Annotated in this window: 20 protein-coding genes and 1 tRNA gene; 15 read left to right on the forward strand and 6 right to left on the reverse strand. The window is 65.1% G+C overall.

All coding sequences use genetic code 11. The features are described from left to right. Together IE113_RS09230 and IE113_RS09235 are read right to left on the reverse strand one after the other, a co-directional pair. A partial coding sequence (locus IE113_RS09230) for a transposase (protein WP_189541342.1) occupies positions 1-576 on the reverse strand: 576 nt, incomplete at its 3' end. Positions 577-805: 229 nt separating this feature from the next. Continuing rightward, positions 806-1117, reverse strand: coding sequence for a hypothetical protein (locus IE113_RS09235; RefSeq protein WP_189540726.1), 312 nt, complete (start codon positions 1115-1117; stop codon positions 806-808). Positions 1118-1570: 453 nt separating this feature from the next. Between IE113_RS09235 and IE113_RS09240 the strand changes: the two genes are divergently transcribed. Beyond that, positions 1571-2248: a hypothetical protein gene (locus IE113_RS09240; RefSeq protein ID WP_189540727.1), complete on the forward strand. Its 678-nt coding sequence runs from the start codon at positions 1571-1573 to the stop codon at positions 2246-2248. 59 nt (positions 2249-2307) lie between these two features. Here IE113_RS09240 and IE113_RS09245 read toward each other — a convergent pair whose 3' ends face one another. Both IE113_RS09245 and IE113_RS09250 read right to left on the reverse strand, forming a co-directional pair. Further along, positions 2308-3438 (reverse strand): acyl-CoA dehydrogenase family protein, encoded by a 1131-nt coding sequence (locus IE113_RS09245; RefSeq protein ID WP_189540729.1) that lies wholly within the window; start codon positions 3436-3438, stop codon positions 2308-2310. Between the two features lie 108 nt (positions 3439-3546). After that, a complete protein-coding gene (locus IE113_RS09250) occupies positions 3547-4740 on the reverse strand; it encodes an acyl-CoA dehydrogenase family protein (RefSeq protein WP_189540731.1) in 1194 nt (397 codons plus the stop codon). A gap of 342 nt (positions 4741-5082) precedes the next feature. Between IE113_RS09250 and IE113_RS09255 the strand changes: the two genes are divergently transcribed. The 7 genes from IE113_RS09255 to IE113_RS09285 all read left to right on the forward strand — a co-directional run bounded on the left by IE113_RS09255 (position 5083) and on the right by IE113_RS09285 (position 11183). Then, a complete protein-coding gene (locus IE113_RS09255; RefSeq protein WP_189540733.1) occupies positions 5083-5619 on the forward strand; it encodes a DUF3617 domain-containing protein in 537 nt (178 codons plus the stop codon). 8 nt (positions 5620-5627) lie between these two features. Continuing rightward, positions 5628-6410, forward strand: coding sequence for a dimethylarginine dimethylaminohydrolase family protein (locus IE113_RS09260; protein WP_189540735.1), 783 nt, complete (start codon positions 5628-5630; stop codon positions 6408-6410). 88 nt (positions 6411-6498) lie between these two features. Next, a complete protein-coding gene (locus tag IE113_RS09265) occupies positions 6499-7926 on the forward strand; it encodes a circularly permuted type 2 ATP-grasp protein (RefSeq protein WP_189540737.1) in 1428 nt (475 codons plus the stop codon). Positions 7927-7931: 5 nt separating this feature from the next. Further along, on the forward strand, positions 7932-8879 hold the full coding sequence (locus IE113_RS09270; RefSeq protein ID WP_189541344.1) for an alpha-E domain-containing protein: 948 nt from the start codon (positions 7932-7934) through the stop codon (positions 8877-8879). Continuing rightward, positions 8879-9694 carry a transglutaminase family protein gene (locus IE113_RS09275; RefSeq protein WP_189540739.1) on the forward strand — a complete coding sequence of 272 codons (816 nt, stop codon included), beginning with the start codon at positions 8879-8881 and terminating at the stop codon, positions 9692-9694. Before IE113_RS09270 ends, IE113_RS09275 begins: the two co-directional genes overlap by 1 nt. A gap of 24 nt (positions 9695-9718) precedes the next feature. Then, positions 9719-10471 (forward strand): proteasome-type protease, encoded by a 753-nt coding sequence (locus IE113_RS09280; RefSeq protein WP_189540741.1) that lies wholly within the window; start codon positions 9719-9721, stop codon positions 10469-10471. An 82-nt stretch (positions 10472-10553) separates the two neighbouring features. Continuing rightward, entirely contained in the window at positions 10554-11183 is a 630-nt protein-coding gene (locus IE113_RS09285) for a LuxR C-terminal-related transcriptional regulator (protein WP_229822254.1), read from the forward strand. A 205-nt stretch (positions 11184-11388) separates the two neighbouring features. Here the strand turns inward: IE113_RS09285 and IE113_RS09290 are convergent, their stop codons facing one another. After that, on the reverse strand, positions 11389-12054 hold the full coding sequence (locus IE113_RS09290) for an extensin family protein (RefSeq protein WP_189540743.1): 666 nt from the start codon (positions 12052-12054) through the stop codon (positions 11389-11391). Between the two features lie 196 nt (positions 12055-12250). On the opposite strand from IE113_RS09290, the gene IE113_RS09295 reads away from it, so the two are divergent. From IE113_RS09295 to IE113_RS09305, 3 genes are all read left to right on the forward strand, one after another. Further along, complete coding sequence (locus IE113_RS09295) at positions 12251-13378, forward strand: phosphoserine transaminase (RefSeq protein ID WP_189540745.1); 1128 nt, start codon at positions 12251-12253, stop codon at positions 13376-13378. Between the two features lie 59 nt (positions 13379-13437). After that, positions 13438-15024, forward strand: coding sequence for a phosphoglycerate dehydrogenase (serA, locus tag IE113_RS09300; RefSeq protein WP_189540747.1), 1587 nt, complete (start codon positions 13438-13440; stop codon positions 15022-15024). A gap of 69 nt (positions 15025-15093) precedes the next feature. Next, positions 15094-16215 carry an ATP phosphoribosyltransferase regulatory subunit gene (locus IE113_RS09305; RefSeq protein WP_189540749.1) on the forward strand — a complete coding sequence of 374 codons (1122 nt, stop codon included), beginning with the start codon at positions 15094-15096 and terminating at the stop codon, positions 16213-16215. Here the strand turns inward: IE113_RS09305 and IE113_RS09310 are convergent. Beyond that, on the reverse strand, positions 16212-17141 hold the full coding sequence (locus IE113_RS09310) for an alpha/beta hydrolase (RefSeq protein WP_189540751.1): 930 nt from the start codon (positions 17139-17141) through the stop codon (positions 16212-16214). The two genes, IE113_RS09305 and IE113_RS09310, sit on opposite strands and share 4 nt — an antisense overlap. 152 nt (positions 17142-17293) lie before the next feature. Here IE113_RS09310 and IE113_RS09315 point away from each other — a divergent pair, with 152 nt between their 5' ends. The 4 genes from IE113_RS09315 to IE113_RS09330 all read left to right on the forward strand — a co-directional run bounded on the left by IE113_RS09315 (position 17294) and on the right by IE113_RS09330 (position 21785). Further along, positions 17294-18583 (forward strand): adenylosuccinate synthase, encoded by a 1290-nt coding sequence (locus IE113_RS09315; RefSeq protein ID WP_189540753.1) that lies wholly within the window; start codon positions 17294-17296, stop codon positions 18581-18583. A gap of 76 nt (positions 18584-18659) precedes the next feature. Then, positions 18660-19649, forward strand: coding sequence for a winged helix DNA-binding protein (locus tag IE113_RS09320; RefSeq protein ID WP_189540754.1), 990 nt, complete (start codon positions 18660-18662; stop codon positions 19647-19649). 71 nt (positions 19650-19720) lie between these two features. Next, positions 19721-21658, forward strand: coding sequence for a DUF11 domain-containing protein (locus IE113_RS09325; protein ID WP_189540756.1), 1938 nt, complete (start codon positions 19721-19723; stop codon positions 21656-21658). A 51-nt stretch (positions 21659-21709) separates the two neighbouring features. After that, positions 21710-21785: transfer RNA gene (locus IE113_RS09330), tRNA-Val, on the forward strand.

A 21785-nucleotide genomic window follows, 5' to 3' on the forward strand; every position in this document is an offset into this window, starting at 1 on the left:
GCTGTACTTGATCGACCAACGCGCATCGCGGTCCTTTTGTCGGGTCTTGGCCGGCTTCCAGTCCTCGGGCACACGGCCTTCCTTGATGGCTGCCTTCTCTGCTTCAGTGTTGCGCTGTTTGGGCGCCGGCACCACCGTAGCATCGATGATCTGGCCGCCCATGGCGAGATACCCCCGATCCTTCAGCGCAGCGTCGAAGCGGGCAAACAATCGGTCGATCGCCTTGGCCTGGACCAGACGCTCCCGGAACAACCACACCGTCGTCGCATCCGGCACGGTGCCATCGAGCCCAAGGCCGAGAAACCGCTGGAACGACAGCCGATCCTTGATCTGAAATTCCGTCGCTTCGTCCGACAGCGAATAAAGCGCCTGCAGCACAAGAATCTTGAACATCAGGACCGGATCGAACGGGGGGCGCCCGCCCTTACCTCGGACGCTCCGGCGCAAGGCGGCAATCAATGGACCGCGGAACACCTCAAAATCAACCACCGAACCCAAGCGCTCCAGCGGATCGCCCGCCGCGCTCAGCGCCTCGTACCGGTCCGAAAGATCAAAGAAACCCGGCTGCCCTGCCATCACCGCCTCCGACGCCTCGTCGGCGAAGTGAATCAAATCCGACCTTCAAACGCCAGAGTTTTTCGAGGCGTCCAGCTTGGAACTCCGCCTACCTCCGGCACTGCGGTTTCGAAGCCTGCTCAGGGTGATAAGAAGTGATTGAGTGAAGGGACTGAGTTGTGAATAGTAAAAGCAACCCGAATTCAAACACCAAAGCCAATGTGACGCCGGGTAATGTGAATCTTGGCTATCAAGGCCCACGAGGGAGCTTGGGGACACCGCCTGCAGGTAATGGCGGAAACGGAAACGCGGGCAGTGGTAACTCCGGCGCAGGGAGTCCAAAGAAGTAGTCGTTCACCTGACGCTGGACCGGGTGCATCTTGAGCGCCGCATCCGCGAAGAAACGATAGGCGAACATGGAATCGCGGCGCTTGAAGACTGATCCGGAAGAAACCGCCCCGGCATAGACCGGGCGCCGGGCTGAACTGGCCGAGCCGGATCTGTCCCGCAATTCCGGCACAAACCGCACCCCGTCCAGGCGCGCCTTGCTGACGGCGATCAAGGACGCCGGGGGCGAGTGTTAGACTCTCTGCGGCTCCGCGTCTCTCCGCGCGCCCATTTTCCTACACCGCCCAAACCCGTTAGGCTGGCCAGTTCCGTCCCGTCCATCGGAGGAATTGCCGTGCCGTCGCCTCTCTCCCTGCTCTCCCGCCTCGTCCCGATCCCGCCCGCGCCGGTCCGCGCCGGGGGCGGGGTGCGATTTCGGTTTGGGAAAGAGTGCCCAAAGCATGACTTTCATCAACTTGCGTTTTTTGCACCTGCCCCGCGCGGGAGCCAAAGCCGCAGGAAACGGGGGTTTGGCGCGCGCGGGGCGGGCCGGGCCGGTGGGGGGCAGGGTGCGCTGGTTGATACCCGCGCAGGCCTAAACGGGCGCGGAATGCCCCCCGAAGGCGCGGTTTGCGGTTCTTTAGGACTATTTGACCATACTGCGTCCACCACGAACGGAGGCACCGCCTTGGCGGCGATACAGACGATCCAGTTGCTGGGAATGCTCGGCACGTTCTCCTATGTCCTCGCCCGCGCGGCGCAGGCATCGGGCGTGGCCGCGTTTCACCGCTATGCGATCGTCTCGCAGCCGCGCGCGCAACTGCCGGACATGCCCGCCGGATACCGGGTGGAGGCGCTGGACGCGGCGGCGCTGGGCGCGCTGGCGGCGGCGGGGCAGCGGATCGATGCTCCGGCCGAGGTGCAGGCGCTGCGCTTTGCCGCCGGGCTGACCTGCCTGGGGGCGTTCAACCGCAAGGACCAGCTGACCGGCGTGATCTGGCTGGGGACGGGGCGCTATGACGAGGACGAGGTGCAGGTGCGGTTCCTGCTGCCAGAGCATTGCTGCTGGGACACGGGGTTGTGGATCGCGCCGAAGTTCCGGCTGGGCCGCGCCTTTGCCGCGCTGTGGGCCGGGACGGGGGCGTGGATGGCGGCGCGGGGGCTGACCCACTCGCTCAGCCGGGTGAGCGATTACAACCTGTCCGCGATCCTCTCGCACAAGCGGATGGGCGCGCGCACGCTGGCGCATCACACCTTCATCCGCGTGGGGACGTGGCAATGGTCCACCCACACGCGGCCCCGGCTGGTGCGCGGGGGCATGGTGACGGCGCCGGAGCTGGATTTGCGGGGCGTGGCCTATAGCTGAACGGCCGCGCCATCCGGGTTGGATGACGCGGCCGTCACGTGGTGTTTTGGGTTGAAGGCTTACGCGGGCAGCGTCAGCGCCTCATAGCGTTCGAGGTGATAGTCGGCGGTGCCGAACTGACTCTCGATCATCGTCGCGCGCTTGAAGTAGTGGCCGATGGCCAGTTCCATCGTGATGCCGATCCCGCCGTGGGTCTGCACCGCGCTTTGCCCGGCGATCTTCAGGCCGCGCGATACCTTGGCCTTGACCAGGCTGACCGCCGCCTTGCGCTCGGCCGCCGGAATGTTGAGCCGCAGGGTGCCCATCAGCGTCATCGAGGCGATCTGCTCCGCCTCGATCAGCATGTCGGCCATGCGGTGCTGGAGCGCCTGGAACTTGCCGATCGGCTGGCCGAACTGCTTGCGCTGCTTGGTGTATTCCACCGTGCCTTCCAGCAGCTTGCGGGCAATGCCGGACCCTTCGGCGCAGACCGCGACGGTGGCTTCATCGACGATCCGCTCAATCAGGTCGATCCCGCCGGGCAGCAACGCATCGCCGGGGATGGCGCAGTTTTCGAAGTAGACTTCCGAGGCCCGGAAGCCATCGACCGTGGCATAGTCGCGGCGGGAAATGCCGGGGCTGTTCGCATCGATCAGGAACAGCTCCACCCCCGCGCGCTCCCGCCGGCTGCCGCCAGTGCGGGCAGTGACCAGCAGGTGCGTGGCCCACGGCGCGGCATAGACGCTGGCCTTGTGGCCATTGAGGACATAGCCCGCGCCGTCCGCCTTCGCGGTGGTGCCGATGTCGGCCAGGTTGTAGCGGCCCTGCGGTTCGGCATAGGCGAAGGCGATGGTGGTATCGCCCGCGATGATGCCGGGGATCACCGCATCGGCCACCGCGCCGCCCACGGCCTTGAGCGCGCCGCCGCCGATCACGACCGTCTGGAGCCAGGGTTCGATCGCGATGACCTTGCCCAGTTCCTCCATCATGATCATGTTCTCGATCGCGCCGCCGCCCATGCCGCCGTGCTCCTCGGCAAAGGGGGCGCTGGTCAGTCCCAGCTCGCTCGACAGCGCGCGCCAGATGCCGGGATCGCGGCCTTCGGGACTGGCCAGCATCTTCTTGCGGGTTTCGAAGTCATACGTATCGGCCAGAAAGCGCGCGAGCGTGTCGCGCAGCATGTCCTGGGTTTCGGTGAAGCTCAGATCCATTGAAAGTCCCTCTCGTTCCGCGCGTCGCGGCGCGCGTTCACCCGGAATGGTATGTTGCAGCGCTGGCGGCCCGCCACCCGCTTGTGCGCGGGCGGCGGGCCAGCCGGGTCAGAGCCCCAGCACCATCTTGGCGATGATGTTGCGCTGGATTTCGTTCGAGCCGCCGTAGATCGTGGTCTTGCGGGTGTTGAAGTAGGTCGGCGCGGCGCGGTTGGCCCAGGCCGGGCCGATGCCATGCTCGTTGTCGCCCTCGCCAAAGCTGCGGAAATAGGGGGCGCCGTAATGGCCCGCCATTTCGAGCGTCAGTTCGGTCAGCCGCTGCTGGATTTCGCTGCCCTTGATCTTGAGGACCGAGCTTTCCGCGCCCGGACCCTTGCCCGCCGCTTCACCGGCCAGCGTGCGCAACTCGGTGTATTCCAGCGCGGTCAGGTCCATTTCCAGCTCGGCCACCTTGCGGCGGAAGAACGGGTTGGCGAGCAGCGGCTTTTCACCGTCCAGCTCGTTCGCGGCGATCTGGCGGATGCGTTCGATCCCGCGCTTCGATGCGGCGACGCCGGCAATGCCGACGCGTTCGTGGGCGAGCAGGAACTTGGCGCAGGTCCAGCCCTTGTCTTCCTCGTACACGCGGTTCTCGACCGGCACGCGGACGTCTTCGAGGAACACTTCGTTGACTTCGTGCTCGCCGCCCAGCGTGATGATCGGGCGCACTTCGATGCCGGGGGTCTTCATGTCGACCAGCAGGAACGAGATGCCTTCCTGCTGCTTGGCATCGGGGTTGGTGCGGACCAGGAAGAAGCCCCAGTCAGCGTGCTGGGCCATCGTCGTCCAGGTCTTCTGCCCGTTGACGATGTAGTGATCGCCATCGCGCACGGCGCGGGTGCGCAGCGACGCAAGGTCAGAGCCCGAACCCGGTTCGGAATAGCCCTGACACCACCAGTCCTCGCCCGACAGGATGCGGGGCAGGAACTTCGCCTTCTGCTCAGGCGTGCCGAACGTGTAGATCACCGGGCCGACCATCGTCAGGCCGAACGGCATCAGGCGGATGCAGTCCGCACGAGCGGTTTCTTCCGACCAGATGTAACGCTGCGTCACGGTCCAGCCGGTGCCGCCGTATTCCACGGGCCAAGCCGGGGCGACCCAGCCCTTCTTGTAGAGCACCTTGTGCCACGACAGGAAATCTTCCTTGGAAAGCTCGTCCCCCTCGTCCTGCTTGCCGCGCAGTTCGGCGGGATAGTTTTCGGCGATGAAGGTGCGCACTTCGTCGCGGAAGGCGATGTCCTCCGGGCTGAATTCAAGGTCCACGGTCTCTCTCCGGTTTGTGATGTTGCCGTGCAAAGTGGCGCGGAAAAGCGCGTTTCGCAAGGCATGCGTTGCAGTAACGGCCGCTTTCCTGCCAGCGCGAAGGGCGGCAATCAGCACGGTCTTTCTGCCGTCTCCGGCGCTGCCGTTACGGCATGCTGATGGTTTGCATGCTGCGGGCCGGCATGAGCAGCCGACAGGACAATTTTTGTGCGCTTGTGTCGAAGCCTCCGACTGACGCTCTGGCACGGGAAATGCGGCGAATCGCAGTCCGCGCGCCGGCATTGGCAGAAGCGGTTGCGGCTGTTAGCGTTCCGCCGCGGTCTTTACGAAAGGCAGGATAGCATGCGCATCTCGATTGTGATCGGACTCGCCGGGGCAGCGCTGCTGGGTGCTTGCCAGCAAGCCAAGGACGAAGCGGAATCTGCCGAGATCATGCCGACAGAAGCAGCCGCGGCCGGGATCGCCCAGCCGCAGCCGGGGCAGTACCGCATGGTGACGAAAATCACAGATCTGGCGATCCCCGGCATGCCGCCCGAAATGGCCGCGCAGGCCAAGGGCATGTTCAGCGCAACGGGCCAGACCGTGGAATACTGCCTGACGCCTGAAGATGCCGCCAAGGGGTTCGAGGAGATGACCCGCCGCAGCGCCGAGGGCAATTGCACTTATGAGCGCTTCAGGGCGCAGGATGGCAGGCTGGACGCGGCGATGACCTGCAAGACCGGGCAAGGCATGGTTACGAAGTCCGAAGTAGCGGGCACGTTCACGCCGACCGGATCGGAATTGACGATGAAGTCTGAAGCAAGCGCACCCGATATGCCGGGTGAGACGATGAAGATGTCTGGCTCGATCAGCACCCAGCGCATCGGCGACTGCAAGTAAGGAACGTCATGTCCCGCATCTTCGATTTCACCGATGCCATCGTGCGCCGCCCTGGCGCCAGCGTGGTCAAGGGTCTGCGCGCGGGCGGGGGAGACGATCCCACGCTGGATGGCGTGCTGGCCGAACATGCCGGATATGTCGCGGCGCTGCGCAGCGCCGGGCTGACGGTGGAGGAACTGGAACCGCTGGAGGACTTCCCCGACGCGATCTTTGTCGAGGACCCGGCGCTGGTGTTTACGCAAGGGGCGATCCTGCTGCGCCCCGGCGCGCCCAGCCGCGAGGCGGAGGGGCAGTATCTGCGAGATGCGCTCAACCGCCGCTTCCCGCGCGTATTGCAGCAGGCCGATGGCTATGCCGATGGCGGCGATGTGCTGGTCATGCCGGATCGGGCCTGGATCGGCCTGTCCGCCCGCACCGACCGGACCGGCGCGGCAGCGCTGGGCGCGTTGCTGGAGGAACTGGGCATTCGCTGGCAAGTGGCCGAAACCCCGGCGGAGGTGCTTCACCTCAAGACGGCCAGTTCGCTGGTGGATGAGGAAACCGTTCTGGCCACCGCGCCCCTCGTCGCCAGCGGGATCTTTGCCGGTTACCGCGTGCTGGAGGTCCCGGCCGGTGAAGAGGGCGGAGCCAACGTGCTGCGCGTGCGTGATACGTTGCTGGTGGGAACAGGCTATCCCCGGCTGGCGGAGATGCTGGACGGTTATGGGGCGAAGGTCACGGTGTTGCCCAACGCTGAAATTGCGAAGATCGACGCCGGGTTCACCTGCATGTCGCTGCGCTGGCGAGCCTGACCGCACTTCTTTTCGCACTTGCAGCATTATTGCGCTTGACTTCGTTCCGTCACGCGGCAGTCATAGGCGGCGAAGGGGACGCAAGCCGATGAGTCACTTGCCCTCGTCGTTTGACGAGATGATCGCCGCCGATGGATCGATCCGCGAAGCCTATACCGGCTACCGCGAATGGTATGACGGACAGGACCAGGCGGTGCTGCGGCGCAAGGGCAAGGAGGCCGAAGGGTTCTTTCGCAAGACTGGCATCACCTTCAACGTTTATGGCGACGACGCGGGCGAGGAGCGGCTGATCCCTTTCGACATGATCCCCCGGATCATCACCGCGCGCGAATGGCGCAAGCTGTCCAAGGGGATCGAGCAGCGGGTGCGGGCGCTTAACGCGTTCCTGCACGATATCTATCACCGCCAGGAAATCGTCCGTGCGGGGCGTTTGCCACAGCGGCTGATTGCGGAAAACGCCGCGTTCCTGCCGCAGATGGTGGGAATGGTGCCGCCGGGCGGGGTCTATACCCACATTGTCGGGATCGATCTGGTCCGCACCGGCCCCGACGAGTTCATGGTGCTGGAAGACAATGCGCGCACGCCGTCGGGGGTCTCCTACATGCTGGAGAACCGCGAGACGATGATGGCGATGTTCCCGGAACTGTTCAGCAAGGTTCCGGTTCGTCCCGTGCAGGACTATCCGCGCCGACTGGCGAAGAGCCTCGCGGCCTGTGCGCCCAGTTGTGCGGGGGAGAGCCCGGTGGTCGCGGTGCTGACGCCGGGGATCTACAATTCCGCCTATTTCGAGCACTCGTTTCTGGCCGACCAGATGGGTGCGGAACTGGTGGAGGGGAGCGACCTGCGCGTGATCGATGGGCGGGTCGCGATGCGCACCACGCGCGGGTACACGCCGATCGACGTGATCTATCGCCGGGTCGATGACGAATATCTCGATCCGCTGACGTTCAATCCGGAATCGGCTCTGGGCGTGCCGGGGATCATGGACGTTTATCGTGCCGGGCGCATCACGATCGCCAATGCCCCCGGCACCGGGATCGCCGACGACAAGGCGATCTACAGCTTCATGCCGGAAATCGTGGAGTTTTATACCGGCGAAAAGCCGCTGCTGGCGAATGTGCCGACGTGGCGCTGCAGCGAGCCGGACAGCCTGGCCTATGTGCTCGACAATCTGGCTGAGCTGGTGGTCAAGGAAGTGCACGGCTCGGGCGGATACGGGATGCTGATCGGGCCGACTTCCTCGAAGAAGGAAATCGCCGATTTCGCACTCAAGCTGCGCGCAAAGCCGGACAACTACATCGCCCAGCCGACCCTGGCGCTATCGACCGTGCCGATCTTCACCAAGGCGGGCCTGGCTCCCCGCCATGTCGATTTGCGCCCGTTCGTGCTGGTAAGCCCGCAGGGGATCGACATCACGCCCGGCGGGCTGACGCGCGTGGCACTGAAAAAGGGGTCGCTGGTGGTCAATTCGTCGCAGGGCGGCGGGACCAAGGATTCCTGGGTGCTGGAGGACTGATGGCCATGCTCGGACGCACTGCCAACGGCACTTTCTGGATGGCCCGCTATCTGGAGCGCGCGGAAAACACCTCGCGCCTGTTGGAGGCGGGATTCCGCATGGCGCTGACCCGCGATGCGATCACTGCTCATGAGGAGTGGCGCTCGGTCATCATCACCGTCGGCGCGACCGCCGCTTATGAAGCGGCGCATGGCTGCGATTACAGTGGCGACAAGGTCTGGAATTTCCTGCTGCGTGAAAAGGCTAACCCCGGCAGCGTGCTGGCGATGATCGAGGCGGCGCGCACCAACGCCCGTTCTGTCCGCACCGCGCTGACCCGCGAGGTTTGGGAAGCGGTCAACGAAAGCTGGATGTCGTTGAAGGACGTGCTGGCCCGGCCCGTGCGCGAAGCCGCGCTGGGCGAAGTGCTGGGCGCGGTGCGGCGGCAGATGACGCTGGTGCGCGGCGCGATGGACGGATCGATGCTGCGCAACGAGATCCACAACTTCACCCGGATCGGCACGTTCGTGGAACGCGCCGACAATACCGCGCGCATTCTGGACGTTAAGTATTACGTGCTGCTGCCCTCGGTCGCGTGGGTCGGCTCCAGCCTGGATAACGTGCAGTGGGAATCGGTGCTGCGCGCCGTGGCGGGGGAGCGGGCCTATCGTTGGCTCAATGCGGGCAAGATGGACCCGCGCGGGATCGCCAGCTTCCTGATCCTGGACCAGCGTTTCCCGCGCAGCCTGGCGTTCTGCGTCGACAAGCTGCGCTCCAACCTGTTCGGGCTGGCGCACGAATACGGCTGCGAATCCACGGCCCACCAGTTGATGCGCGAACTGGGAACGACCTTTCACCAGAGCAATATCGAGACGATCCTGGAGGGCGGGCTGCACGAATTCATCACCGCCTTCATCGCCAGCAACCAGCAGGTGGCGCAGGCGATCGAACAGGATTACAGGTTCTACGCCTGATGCGCCTGAAAGTTGCCCACACCACCCGGTATGAATTTTCGCAGCCGGTCTCGCATGGGCTGCAACGCCTGCGGCTGACTCCCAAATCGACCGCCGGCCAGCAGGTGCTGGACTGGCGGATGCAGTATGATGGCGCGGTCGAGGAAGTCAGTTACGAGGACCATAACCACAACCGCGTGACGCTTGTCTCGGTAGTCCCCGGGGTCAGCGAGGTGGTGGTCCACTGCGAAGGGCTGGTGGCGACGGCGGACAACCACGGAATTACCGGCCATCATTCCGGGCATATGCCGATGTGGAGCTTTCTGGCGCAATCGCCGCTGACCCGGCCGGGGCCACGGATGCGCGCAATTCTGTCGCAGCTGGACGTGTCGAAGGACGAAACGCTGGCCGCTTTGCACCGGCTTTCGGCGCTGGTGCTGGCCAATGTCGCCTATGCGCCGGGCGAGACCGGGGTGCATACCTCGGGTGAGGAAGCGGCGGCGCTGGGGCTGGGGGTGTGTCAGGACCATGCCCACATCTTCATCGGCGCGGCCCGCGCACTGGGCGTGCCCGCGCGCTATGTCAGCGGCTATCTGATGATGGATGACCGGATCGAGCAGGAAGCCAGCCATGCCTGGGCCGAGGCTCATGTCGATGGACTGGGCTGGGTCGGGTTCGATGTATCCAACGGCATCAGTCCTGACGAGCGTTATGTCCGCGTCGCCACGGGCCGTGATTACGCCGAGGCGGCACCGGTGACCGGAATGTCGTGGGGCGCCCATGAAACCCGGCTGGCGGTGCAGCTTGCGGTTGAACAACAGCACGCCAACCAGTAGGCGCGGGGCAAAAGGGGGCTGCGCGTGACGTATTGTGTTGGCATGATGCTCGACAAGGGTCTGGTGTTGATGAGCGACACCCGCACCAATTCGGGCGTCGACAACATCTCCACCTTCCGCAAGATGCACCACTGGTCTGTGCCGGGTGAGCGGATCATTTCGATCATGACGGCGGGCAACCTGGCGACCACGCAGTCGGTGATCAGCCAGTTGGAAGAGCGCAACAAGGCGCCTGAAGACCGGCATAACTCGCTGCTGGAAGCGCCGACGATGTTCCAGGTCGCGACGATCGTGGGCAAGTTGCTGCGTGATACCATTGCCCGGATCGATGCGCACAACGGGCAGGAAGGATCGGCCACCTTCACCGCGTCGATCATCCTAGCCGGACAGATCAGGGGAATGGAGCCGCGCCTGTTCCTGATCTACCCCGAAGGCAATTTCATCGAGGCAAGCTTCGACACGCCGTTCTTCCAGATTGGCGAAACCAAGTATGGTCGACCGATCCTGATCCGGGGGTATGAGCCGGGGATGAGCTTTGAAGACGCGGTCAAGCTGCTGATGGTCAGCTTCGACTCCACGATCAAGGCGAACCTCTCGGTCGGGATGCCGCTGGACCTGCTGGTGATTGCCCGTGACCGATTCGAGGCCGCCCACGCCCGCCGGATCGCGGCGGATGATTCGTATTACCGGGCGATTTCTGCGGGCTGGAGCGAGGCGTTGAAACTCGCGTTCGAATCCCTACCTGACTATAGCTTTTATCACCGTAGCGGTGGGTAAGCGGCCATGCTCATTCGCGGCGTTGCCTCAATACGGTATTTAGGGCATTGCTCGCCGCATGACGGCGAATGCAAGCGGGACGATGGAACAAGAAATGCAGTCCGGTGACGCTGATGCGCCGCTGCCGGCCCTGATCCGGCAAAGCCCGATGGCCATGTGCCTGACCAATCCGCGTCTGCCGGACAATCCGGTGATCGCCTGCAACCAGGCCTTTACCGATCTGACCGGCTATCGCGAAGAGGACATCATCGGGCTCAACTGCCGGTTCCTTTCGCGCGAACCGACTCGCCCCGAAGTGCGCGCGCAGATCGAGATCGCGAGGCGCGAAAAGCGCGGTGTGCTGTTCGAAACGGTCAATTACCGCAAGGATGGCGTGCCGTTCCGCAACGTGGTGATGGTCGCCCCGATGTTCGACGACGACGGGGAACTGGCGTTCTACCTGGGTTCGCAGGTCGAGGTGCCGCTCGATCGCGACAATGGCGGATTTTCCAGCGATCGCCGTGCTGCCGCCCTGGCGAAGGTTGACAGCCTGACCCCGCGGCAGCGCGAAATCCTGGTGCTGATGGCGCAGGGGCGGCTGAACAAGCAGATCGCGCACGAACTTTCGCTCAGCGAGAAGACTGTGAAAATGCACCGGGCGCTGTTGTTGCAGCGGCTTGAAGTTGCCACCTCTGCCGATGCGGTGCGTCTGGCGGTCGAGGCTGGGCTTTAGCCCTACCACCTTAGGTCCGGGTTGGATCAGCCGGGTTGCTGGCCCACCTTGCACCTGTCCGGATCACCCACGGACAGGTCAAGCCAGCCTGCATAGCCCCTCCCCTCCAGCGTGCAGACCGGGCAGGCCATTTACCTACCCAAGCTCGGCTGGTGACGAATCTTCAGGCGTCGCCAGCCGGGCGCCCTTTCCGGGGTGGTAGTGATCAGCGGCAGAACGATCTGCCCGACAGTTCCAGATGCAGGTGATCGCGATGGGCCGCATTGTAGGCGGGGCCCAGCACGGTACCGAACCGTTTGCATGCGCTGGAATGGATCGCGGTCAGGAACTGGCGCTCGGCGGGGGTGCCGCCGTGCCAGTCACCGGTAATCGTAATCCGGCGCCCATCCGCCAGCACGAACGCGGCGATGTCGATCGCGTTGGCGGTCGCGTGGGCGCTGCGGCGGTCCGACCCCGCCACGTTCCGGCAGTTATAGCTGCCCATCGTTTCGATTCGCACCAGTGGGCTGCCCAGGATCTGCTGTGCTGCCCGGTCGACGCCAAAGCGCGCCCACGCAGCAAAGGTTTCCGCCAGTGGGCAGGTAACCGGCCCCAGGTTGGTCAGGGCCAGCTGCGCATCGTCGCTGCGCAAGCTGGCGAGCTTGACCGTCCCCAGCGTGGAGCAGCCAGCCCCAAAGTACTGGTCGGGCAGGGGGGTGAAAGCGGCGCGGGCTGCACTGAGGCTTGACAGGCAGGCCCGCATTTCCGGGCGCGGTGTCACCTGAACGGTCGATTGCGAAATCGCCTGGCGCGCGGGCTTCGACGCCTGCGGGATCGCGCCGCACGCTGCCAGCAGGGCTGACAAGGGCAGGATCAGGAGCAACTTGCGCATGGGCTCAATATTCCCCGCACGTGGTTAAGGCGGGATACCATGATGTGGTTAATTTTTCCGTAAGCCTCGCGCCTTGAGAGGTCTGCTGACGTATTCAGTGCAGCATTCGCTTGACTTCCCGCTGGCCGCCACTACCTGCGGCTCCGGGCCACGCGGTCCCAACGCCGCGCGTGCTCTCTGCAAGGAGAGACTACAAATGACTGCACCTGTTCCGGCTCGCAAGCCTGCGCGCCCCTTCTTCTCGTCCGGCCCGTGCGCCAAGCCGCCCGGATACGCTCCCGAAAAACTGGCTACCGAATGCCTCGGCCGTTCGCACCGTGCCAAGATCGGCAAGTCGCGTCTGGCCTATTGCATCGATCTGATGCGCGAAGTGCTGGGCCTGCCAGATACGCACCGCATCGGCATTGTGCCGGGATCGGATACCGGCGCCTTCGAAATGGCGATGTGGACGATGCTGGGCGCCCGCGGCGTTACGGCTCTGGCCTGGGAAAGCTTTGGTGAAGGTTGGGTCACCGATGCGGTTAAGCAGCTGAAGCTGGAACCCAAGGTGCACCGCGCCGATTATGGCCAGCTGCCCGATCTGTCGAAGGTCGATTTCGCCGATGACGTGCTGTTCACCTGGAATGGCACGACCAGCGGCGTGCGCGTGCCGGATGGCGAATGGATCCCGGCTGATCGCGAAGGGCTGACTTTCGCTGACGCGACCAGTGCGGTCTTCGCTTACGACATTCCGTGGGACAAGATCGATGTCGCCACCTTCTCGTGGCAGAAGGTGCTGGGCGGCGAAGGCGGCCACGGTGTTCTGATCCTGGGCCCGCGCGCTGTCGAGCGGCTGGAAACCTATACCCCCGCATGGCCGCTGCCCAAGGTGTTCCGCCTGGTCAGCAAGGGCAAGCTGGCCGAGGGCGTGTTCAAGGGTGAAACCATCAACACCCCGTCGATGCTGGCGGTAGAAGACGCGATCTTCGCGCTCGAATGGGCGAAGTCGGTTGGCGGGCTGGAAGGCCTGAAGGACCGTTGCACCGCCAATGCCGACGCGCTGAACAAGATCGTGGCCGAACGCGACTGGCTGAGCCACCTTGCGGCGGACAAGGGCACCCGTTCCAAGACGTCGGTGTGCCTCTCGGTCGAAGGCGCGGATGCGGACTTCATCAAGAAGATGACCGGCCTCCTCGAAAAGGCAGACGCCGCCTACGACATCGCGGGTTACCGCGATGCCCCGGCGGGCCTGCGCATCTGGTGTGGCGCGACGGTTGAAACCGCCGACATCGAAGCGCTCGGGCCGTGGCTCGACTGGGCTTACGAAGCCACCAAGGCTGCCTGATTTTCCGGGCGGGCCATGCGCCCGCCCGCATTCCCCATTCTGATTGAAAGAGGCTTTCCATGACCAAGCCCCGCGTACTCATTTCCGACAAGATGGACCCCAACGCCGAAGCGATCTTCCGCGATCGCGGCTGCGATGTGGACGTCATCACCGGCGAAACCCCCGAACAGCTGATCGCCCGCATTGGCGACTATGACGGCCTTGCCATCCGCAGCTCCACCAAGGTGACCAAGGAAATTCTGGCGGCCGCCAAGAACCTCAAGGTGATCGGCCGCGCCGGGATCGGCGTGGACAACGTCGATATCCCGGCTGCCTCGGCGCAGGGCGTGGTGGTGATGAACACCCCGTTCGGCAACTCGATCACCACCGCGGAACACGCCATCGCGATGATGTTCGCCCTCGCGCGGCAGATCCCCGAAGCCAACGCGCAGACCCAGGCGGGCCTCTGGCCAAAGAACGGCTTCATGGGCGTCGAAGTGACCGGCAAGACCCTGGGCCTGATCGGCGCGGGTAACATCGGCTCGATCGTTGCCAGCCGCGCACTGGGCCTGAAGATGAAGGTCGTTGCGTTCGACCCGTTCCTGACTCCGGAACGCGCGGTCGAAATGGGCGTTGAAAAGGTCGACCTCGACACACTGCTGGCGCGCGCGGACTTCATCACGCTGCACACCCCGCTGACCGACCAGACCCGCAACATCCTGAGCCGCGAAAACCTGGCCAAGACCAAGAAGGGCGTGCGGATCGTCAACTGCGCGCGCGGCGGGCTGATCGACGAAGCGGCGCTGAAGGACGCGCTGGACAGCGGCCAGGTAGCCGGGGCCGCGCTCGACGTGTTCGAAACCGAACCGGCCAAGGAATCGCCGCTGTTCGGCACGCCCAACTTCATCTGCACCCCGCACCTGGGCGCATCGACCACCGAAGCGCAGGTCAACGTGGCGCTGCAGGTGGCCGAGCAGATGGCCGACTATCTGGTCACCGGCGGCGTCACCAACGCGCTCAACGTGCCGTCGCTCTCGGCCGAGGAAGCGCCGAAGCTGAAGCCTTACATGGCGCTGGCGCAGCAGCTGGGCAGCCTGATGGGCCAGCTGACCACCGGGTCGATCCCGCGTATCTCGATCCACGCCGAAGGCGCGGCGGCGGAACTGAACATCAAGCCGATCGTCGCCGCCGTGCTGGCCGGGTTCCTGCGCGTCCAGTCGGACACCGTGAACATGGTCAATGCACCGTTCCTGGCCAAGGAACGCGGCATGGAAGTGCGCGAGGTCAAGACCGAGAAGGAAGGGGATTACCACACCCTGATCCGCGTTTCGGTGAAGACCGAGGCCGGCGAACGTTCGGTTGCCGGCACGCTGTTCAGCAACGCTGAACCGCGCCTCGTCGAACTGTTCGGCATCAAGGTCGAAGCCGAACTGGCAGGCCACATGATGTATATCGTCAACGAGGACGCCCCCGGTTTCATCGGCCGGATCGGCACTCTGCTGGGCGAGAACGGCATCAACATCGGCACGTTCAACCTGGGTCGGCGCAATGCGGGCGGGGAAGCCGTGCTGCTGCTGTCGGTCGATAGCCCGGTTCCGGCCGAAGTCATCGCCACCGCGCGCACCCTGCCGGGCGTGAAGCGGGTGATGGCGCTGTCCTTCGCCTGAGGTAAAAGGCTCCCCTCCCGGTCTGGGGAGGGGAGTTTCATGTGTGCCACCCGTCGGGGCTTGAGGAATATGGATACCGATCGCGATCTGTTGCCCGAAGGGCTTGAGGACCGGCTGCCCGCCAGCGCTGCCGCTGCGGCGCGGGTAACGCGGGCGATCATGGACGTGCTGGACAGCCACGGTTACGACCGCGTCCAGCCCCCGACGATCGAGTTCGAAAAGTCGATGGCCAGCCGCATGGCAGGCGTGCAGCCGCGCCGGATGTTCCGGTTTGTCGATCCGGCTTCGCTGCGGATGATGGCGCTGCGCAGCGACATGACCGTGCAGATTGGCCGCATTGCCGCCACGGGCCTTGGCGGCGCTTCGCGGCCCCTGCGGCTGTGCTATGCGGGCCAGGTCATCACCATCAAGGGCGACGGGCTGGACCCCACGCGTGAGCGCTTGCAACTTGGCGCGGAACTGATCGGCAGCGATGCCGTCAGCGCAGCGGGCGAAGTGCTGGCCGTGGCGCTGGAAGCCCTGCGCGCGGCGGGCGCAACCGGCCTGTCGGTCGATTTCACGCTGCCCGATCTGGTCGATACGCTGGCCGCCAAGGCCTTGCCGCTGGACGCGGACAAGGTCGAGGCGGTGCGCCGCGAACTCGATGCCAAGGACGCGGGCGGACTGGTCGCAGCCGGGGGTGAGGCTTACCTCCCGCTACTCACCGCAATCGGCCCGTTCGACGCCGCGATCGAGCGGCTCGCCGCGATCGATGCGGGCGGCGCTCTGGCCTCGCGCATTGCCGCTCTGCGCGAGATCGCGGGGCGGGTGAAGAGCCTTGCCCGGCTGACGCTGGACCCCAGCGAGCGCCACGGGTTCGAATATCAAAGCTGGTTCGGCTTCACGATCTATGCCGCCGATGTGTCCGGCGCGCTGGGCCGGGGCGGCAGCTATACCATTCTGGGCGCGGACGCGGGTGCGCAGGAACCGGCCATCGGCTTCTCGCTCTACCCCGACGAGTTGATCGACGCGCTGGCCGCAGCCGATGCCCCGCGCGACACGCTGTTCCTGCCGCTGGGCCATGACGCCGAGGCTGCCGCACGGCTGCGCGCGGTTGGCTGGCGCACGGTTGCGGCGGTCTGCGCGGATTGCGATCCGGCGGCGCTGGGCTGCACCCACCGGCTGGAAAATGGCGAGGCGGTGCGGGTCTAACCCCCGAACACCCGCTTCAGCCACGCATCCACGACCGGTGTTGCGGCATAAGCCGGATCGCCCATGCTGCGGTTGATTTCGGCGTGGCCTTTCAGCCCGGTGCCATCGAAACTGGCGGTTTCCGCCCGCGCCCCGGCGCTGCGCAGCGCAGCTGCCAGTGCGTCGGACTGGCGGATGCCGTCGGGCCGCTGGACGTGCGGGATCAGGAACGCGGGCGCATTGGGCGCGGCAGCTTGCAAGGTGGGGGAAAGTGCCCGTTGGCGGGCCGGGTCGTTGCCGAACGCCTGGGCATAGGTATCCTGCATGATGGGCGGCCCATCGCGCATTTGCGCGGGCACGTCATAGGCCGCTCCGTCAATCGGGATCACCCCGTCCACGTCCGCGAACGACAGCCCCGCGCCGCGCAAGTATTGTTCGTCCGTACCGACCAGTGCCACCAGGTGCGCGCCGGCGCTGTGGCCCATCAGCACCACGCGGCCACGATCGATCCCCAGCGCATCGGCCCGCTTCAGCAGGTGCGCCAGCGCGGTCGCCACATCGGCGGCTTGCTGTTCCACCGTGGCATCGGGCACCAGTCGGTAATTGATCGAGGCATAGGCATAGCCGCTGGCCGGATAGTGCACCTGTTTCCATCCGCCCGCGGCATTGTCCTTGCTGCCCCGTTTCCACCCGCCGCCGTGGACGAACAGCACCAGCGGCGCCGGCTTGGCGGTGCCTTGCGCGCGATAGAAGTCCAGCACTTGCAGCGGGTTGCTGCCATAGCTCAACGTTTGCGGTGCGGCTGCCGCCGGGGCGCTGGAGGCCTGGCTGCGTGCGGCGATCCGCTCGGCGATGCGCTCACGCCATTTTCCGGCGGGGCGGGCATCGGCCACGCTGGCGCCGATCAGGCCCAGCGCGGCGAGGGACAGGATCACGGTGTTTCGCATCGACAATCTCCACGGTAGCATGGCGTTGATGCCCCGCCGCACCTGAACGCGGCACGAATAGTTACGGTTTATGCCCCGCCGCGCCTTGCCCTTGTGGGCTGCATCCCCTACGGCCCGCGCGGATTTTCAGTCGGATAAGGATTCTTTCCGCCGTGGCCAATGTTACCGTGATCGGCGCCCAGTGGGGCGATGAAGGCAAGGGCAAGATTGTCGACTGGCTCGCCAGCCGCGCCGATGCCGTGGTGCGTTTTCAGGGCGGCCACAATGCCGGCCATACGCTCGTTGTGGGCGAACAGGTCTATAAGCTCAGCCTGCTCCCGTCGGGCATCGTCACCGGTACGCTGTCGATCATCGGCAACGGCGTGGTGCTGGATCCCTGGCACCTCAAGTCGGAAATCGAAAAGCTGGAAGGGCAGGGGGTTGTCATCAACACCGACAACTTCGCCATTGCCGACAACTGCCCGCTGATCCTGCCGCTGCACCGCGATCTGGACGGTCTGCGTGAAGCGGCTGCCGGTTCGGGCAAGATCGGCACCACCGGGCGGGGGATCGGCCCGGCTTATGAAGACAAGGTCGGCCGCCGCGCAATCCGCGTGTGCGATTTGGCGCACCTCGATGCGCTGGACAGCCAGCTGGACCGGCTTTGCGCCCATCACGACGCGCTGCGCGCGGGCTTTGGCCAGCCGCCGGTGGACCGCGCCGCGCTGCTCGCCGAGCTCAAGGAAATTGCGCCGTTTGTGCTGCAATACGCCCAACCGGTGTGGAAGCGGCTCAACACCGTTCGCAAGGCTGGCGCGCGCATCCTGTTCGAAGGTGCGCAGGGCGTGCTGCTCGACGTCGATCATGGCACCTATCCCTTCGTTACCAGCTCCAACACCGTCAGCGGCACGGCCGCCAGCGGTTCGGGGCTGGGCCCGTCGAGCACCGGCTTCGTGCTGGGCATCGTCAAGGCCTACACCACCCGCGTCGGCTCCGGCCCGTTCCCGACCGAACTGGAAGACGCCACCGGCCAGCGGCTGGGTGAGCGCGGCCACGAATTCGGCACCGTTACCGGGCGCAAGCGCCGCTGCGGCTGGTTCGATGCCGTGCTGGTGCGCCAGTCCTGTGCGATTTCGGGCGTCACCGGCATTGCGCTGACCAAGCTGGACGTGCTGGACGGATTTGAAACGGTGAAGATCTGCACCGGCTATCGCCTGCATGGCAAAGTGCTGGACTACTACCCCAGCCACGCCGCCGATCAGGCCGCTGTCGAGCCGATCTACGAGGAAATGGAAGGCTGGAGCGGCACCACCGCCGGGGCGCGTTCGTGGGCCGATCTGCCCGCGCAGGCGATCAAGTATATCCAGCGCGTGCAGGAACTGATCGAAACGCCGGTGGCGCTGGTTTCCACCAGCCCTGAGCGCGAAGACACGATCCTGGTGCGCGATCCCTTCGTGGATTGAGCGCGCCTTCGCTCCATTCTTGACATAATCCCGGTTTGTTCTACTCTTGTTCGTATCGAGCAGGAGTCGGAACGCCATGCCCCCAGCCAATTTCGCGTATGCCCCGGTGGAAGCGGGCGACGCGGTGACCTTGCCGCTGGCCTTGTCGGTGTTTGCCGACCGGGCAATGGTGCGAACGCAAATGTGCGAAGACGCCGAACTGGCTGGCTTTCGGATCGTGGCGGCAGAGCCGGTCGACAGCCTGCTGGATGACGCGATCCGCCCGCTGGGGGACGTGGTCTTGCTGGATTGCCCGGACATGGCCGGGGCGCGGCTTGCCGCACTGGCGCGGCTGGACATGCGCGTGGCAAATGCCGGGGCGCAGCTGATCGTTTCCACCAGCCTCGATGCGCTGGATGCGGTGTTCGGGTGCCTTGATCAGTCCGCGCCGCAGATCCTGATCGCCCCCAGCCGGGCCGAACGGATGATCGCCCTGGGGCGGGCGCTCGCCTATGCGCCAGGGCTGCACGTGCGCGAACTTGAAGAGCAGGACCGGCTGACCTTGCTGCGCCTGACCGAGCAGGTGGCCCAACTGGCCCAGCGGCTGGGCGGACTGGAAGGTGCGCCGGCCACAGCGGGGCGGGCTAAAGGCGCATTCCGCTTTGAAAGCCCGCGCCCGGCCTTCGCCGCGCAGGGTGACGATCCCGGTGACCGATTGGTTGCCCCCGCGCGGTCTGCCCTGCCGGATGCGCGCATGATCCGCCAGATCATCCGCAACCGGCAGGCCCGCGCGCGGTTCTTCGACGGGGAACTGTTTGCCGATCCGGCCTGGGACATCCTGCTGGACCTGACCGCAGCCCGCGCCGAGCACGCACAGGTTTCGGTGACCAGCCTGTGCATCGCCAGCGGTGTTCCGCCCACGACCGCGCTGCGCTGGATCGGGCAGATGACCGATGCGGGCCTGCTCAAGCGGGTGGAGGACCCCTCGGACCGCCGCCGGGCATTCATTGCCCTGACCGATAGTGCTGCCGACGGCATGTTCCGCTATTTCGCGCAAGTCGGGGCGGGGGGACTGGCAGTCGTCTGAGTGCAAGATACGGGGTTATCCGTAATTTGGGGGAAACGGTTTCTTCCGGTTAACCACGTTATATCAAGGCCATGCGGCGCTCTTTCGCCATTCTTGCGGGCCTGTTCGCAGCGGTGCTGGCGCTGATCGCGCTCGTTACCCGTGCCGATGCGGCGCTACGGTCATCGCCTGGCTGGTGGGACCCGGATGGTGTGGGCACTGGCTCGGACTGGCACTACCGCGTGCCGGTGACACTGCCTGCCGGGTCAAGCGTGAACAGCACCGCGAAAGTCGACGTCGATTTCGCCGCCTTGATGACCCAGATGGGCATCTCCGGCACGTTCGATGCCAACTCTGTGCGCGTTGTGCGCCCGGGTGGCACGCTTGCGGCCACGCAGGAATACAACGACAGCATCTATGCCGGAGCGACCGATACCACTGCCACGCGCGGCGAAGTGCGCTGGCTGGTCGAGGATGGCGGCGCACAGACCTACTACGTCTATTTCGACATCACCCAGAACGGTACCAAGGCCGCTTCCACCCAGACGCGGATCAACGGCAATTTCGAACACAGCGCTGCGGGCACCCAGCTCCCCACTGGCTGGACCAGCGCCACCCGCAGCAATGCACTCTACGACTTGCAGGTCCGCCCTGCCGAAACGCTAAGCATTACGTCCGATGGCTCGCCGATCAACGACAACCCGCGCAACGTCACGGGAAATCCCCGGACCGGCAATCTTTCCTACCTGCTGGGCGCGCGGACCAACAATGAACCAACGACCGGGGCCTATCAGGTCGACGCCGCGGTCCTGACCCGTCAAATCTCGGTGCCCGCCGTAAACCCCGGTAATCTGACCGTAAACTGGCGAACCCAGGGCTGGGATGCGGAGAGCTTCGACAATCTGGTGATCAGCGTCGTGACGTCCGGCGGCGCGGTCACCGAAATCGTCGGCAATAGCCTGGCTTCTTATACCACCTACCCCAACTCACCAAACATCGGAGCCAACGCGGTCGGACTTCTCGCTGCCGGTTACGGGCATTACAACGGCTTCGACATGACGTCGGCCGGGGTCCACACCGCCGGCATGACGGTGGCCTATCGTGCGGAAGCGTGGTGGACGCGCAGCTATTCGCTCGCCGCGTTTGCGGGGCAGACTGTGACACTGCGGATTTCCACCAACCAGACGGAACTGTTCCGCAGCTGGTTCCATATCGACGACGTGGAATGGTCGGTTGTCACAGGCACAGTCGGGGCCGCGCAGGGCTTTGGAGTGGCGGTGACCAGTCCGCTTGGCAATCTCGCCCCCGGGCAGAGCGTTCGCGTCCTCGCGACCGTCGATGCCCGCCCGACCGGCGCTGGCAATCCGGTGCTGGCAGACATCTTCAACCCTGATGGATCGCCCTATTTGACCGGCGTGGTGCTCTATAACGACGGCGCGCACGGCGATGGGGCCGCTAACGATGCCGTATGGGGCAGCTTCCAGCAGATCATTCCCCTCAATACGCCCAGCAGCACAGGCTGGCTGGTCAGGGTCTATGCCCGCGATGCCAGTACCAGCACATTCGGTTCGGGCAACAACGGTCTGGTCCATCGCAACGGTCTGGGAACGCCGCAGATCATGGCGAACTGGTGGAACATCGATGAAGGCAGCTTTGCCGTGCAAGGGGCATCGATCGGCGTCAGCAAGACCATGACACTGGTCAGCGATGGGGTGAATGGTTCGGGGTTCAAGGCGATTCCCGGTGCACGGGTGCGCTATTGCCTGACAATCACCAATGCCGGCCCGGCTACTGCGGGCACAGTGCTGGCGACCGATCCCTTGCCCCCGACGCTGACCTACGTGCCGGGCTCCATGCTGAGCGGCACAACGTGTGCGGCGGCCAGCACGGTTGAAGATGACAACGCCACCGACGCCGACGAGAGCGATCCCACCGGTGCCAGCATTTCGGGCACCACGATCACGATTGCCCGGCCGACCCTGAGTGCCTCGGCCAGTTTTGCCGTCACCTATGACGCGACGGTCAATTAGGCCGATTGACGGACCCGCCAAACCCGGTAATAGCGCCCCTTCTCCGCAAGGGGGCGCTTAGCTCAGTTGGTAGAGCATCTCGTTTACACCGAGAGGGTCAGCGGTTCGAGCCCGTTAGCGCCCACCA

This window comes from Novosphingobium arvoryzae, assembly GCF_014652615.1.
Classification (GTDB): Bacteria; Pseudomonadota; Alphaproteobacteria; order Sphingomonadales; family Sphingomonadaceae; genus Novosphingobium; species Novosphingobium arvoryzae.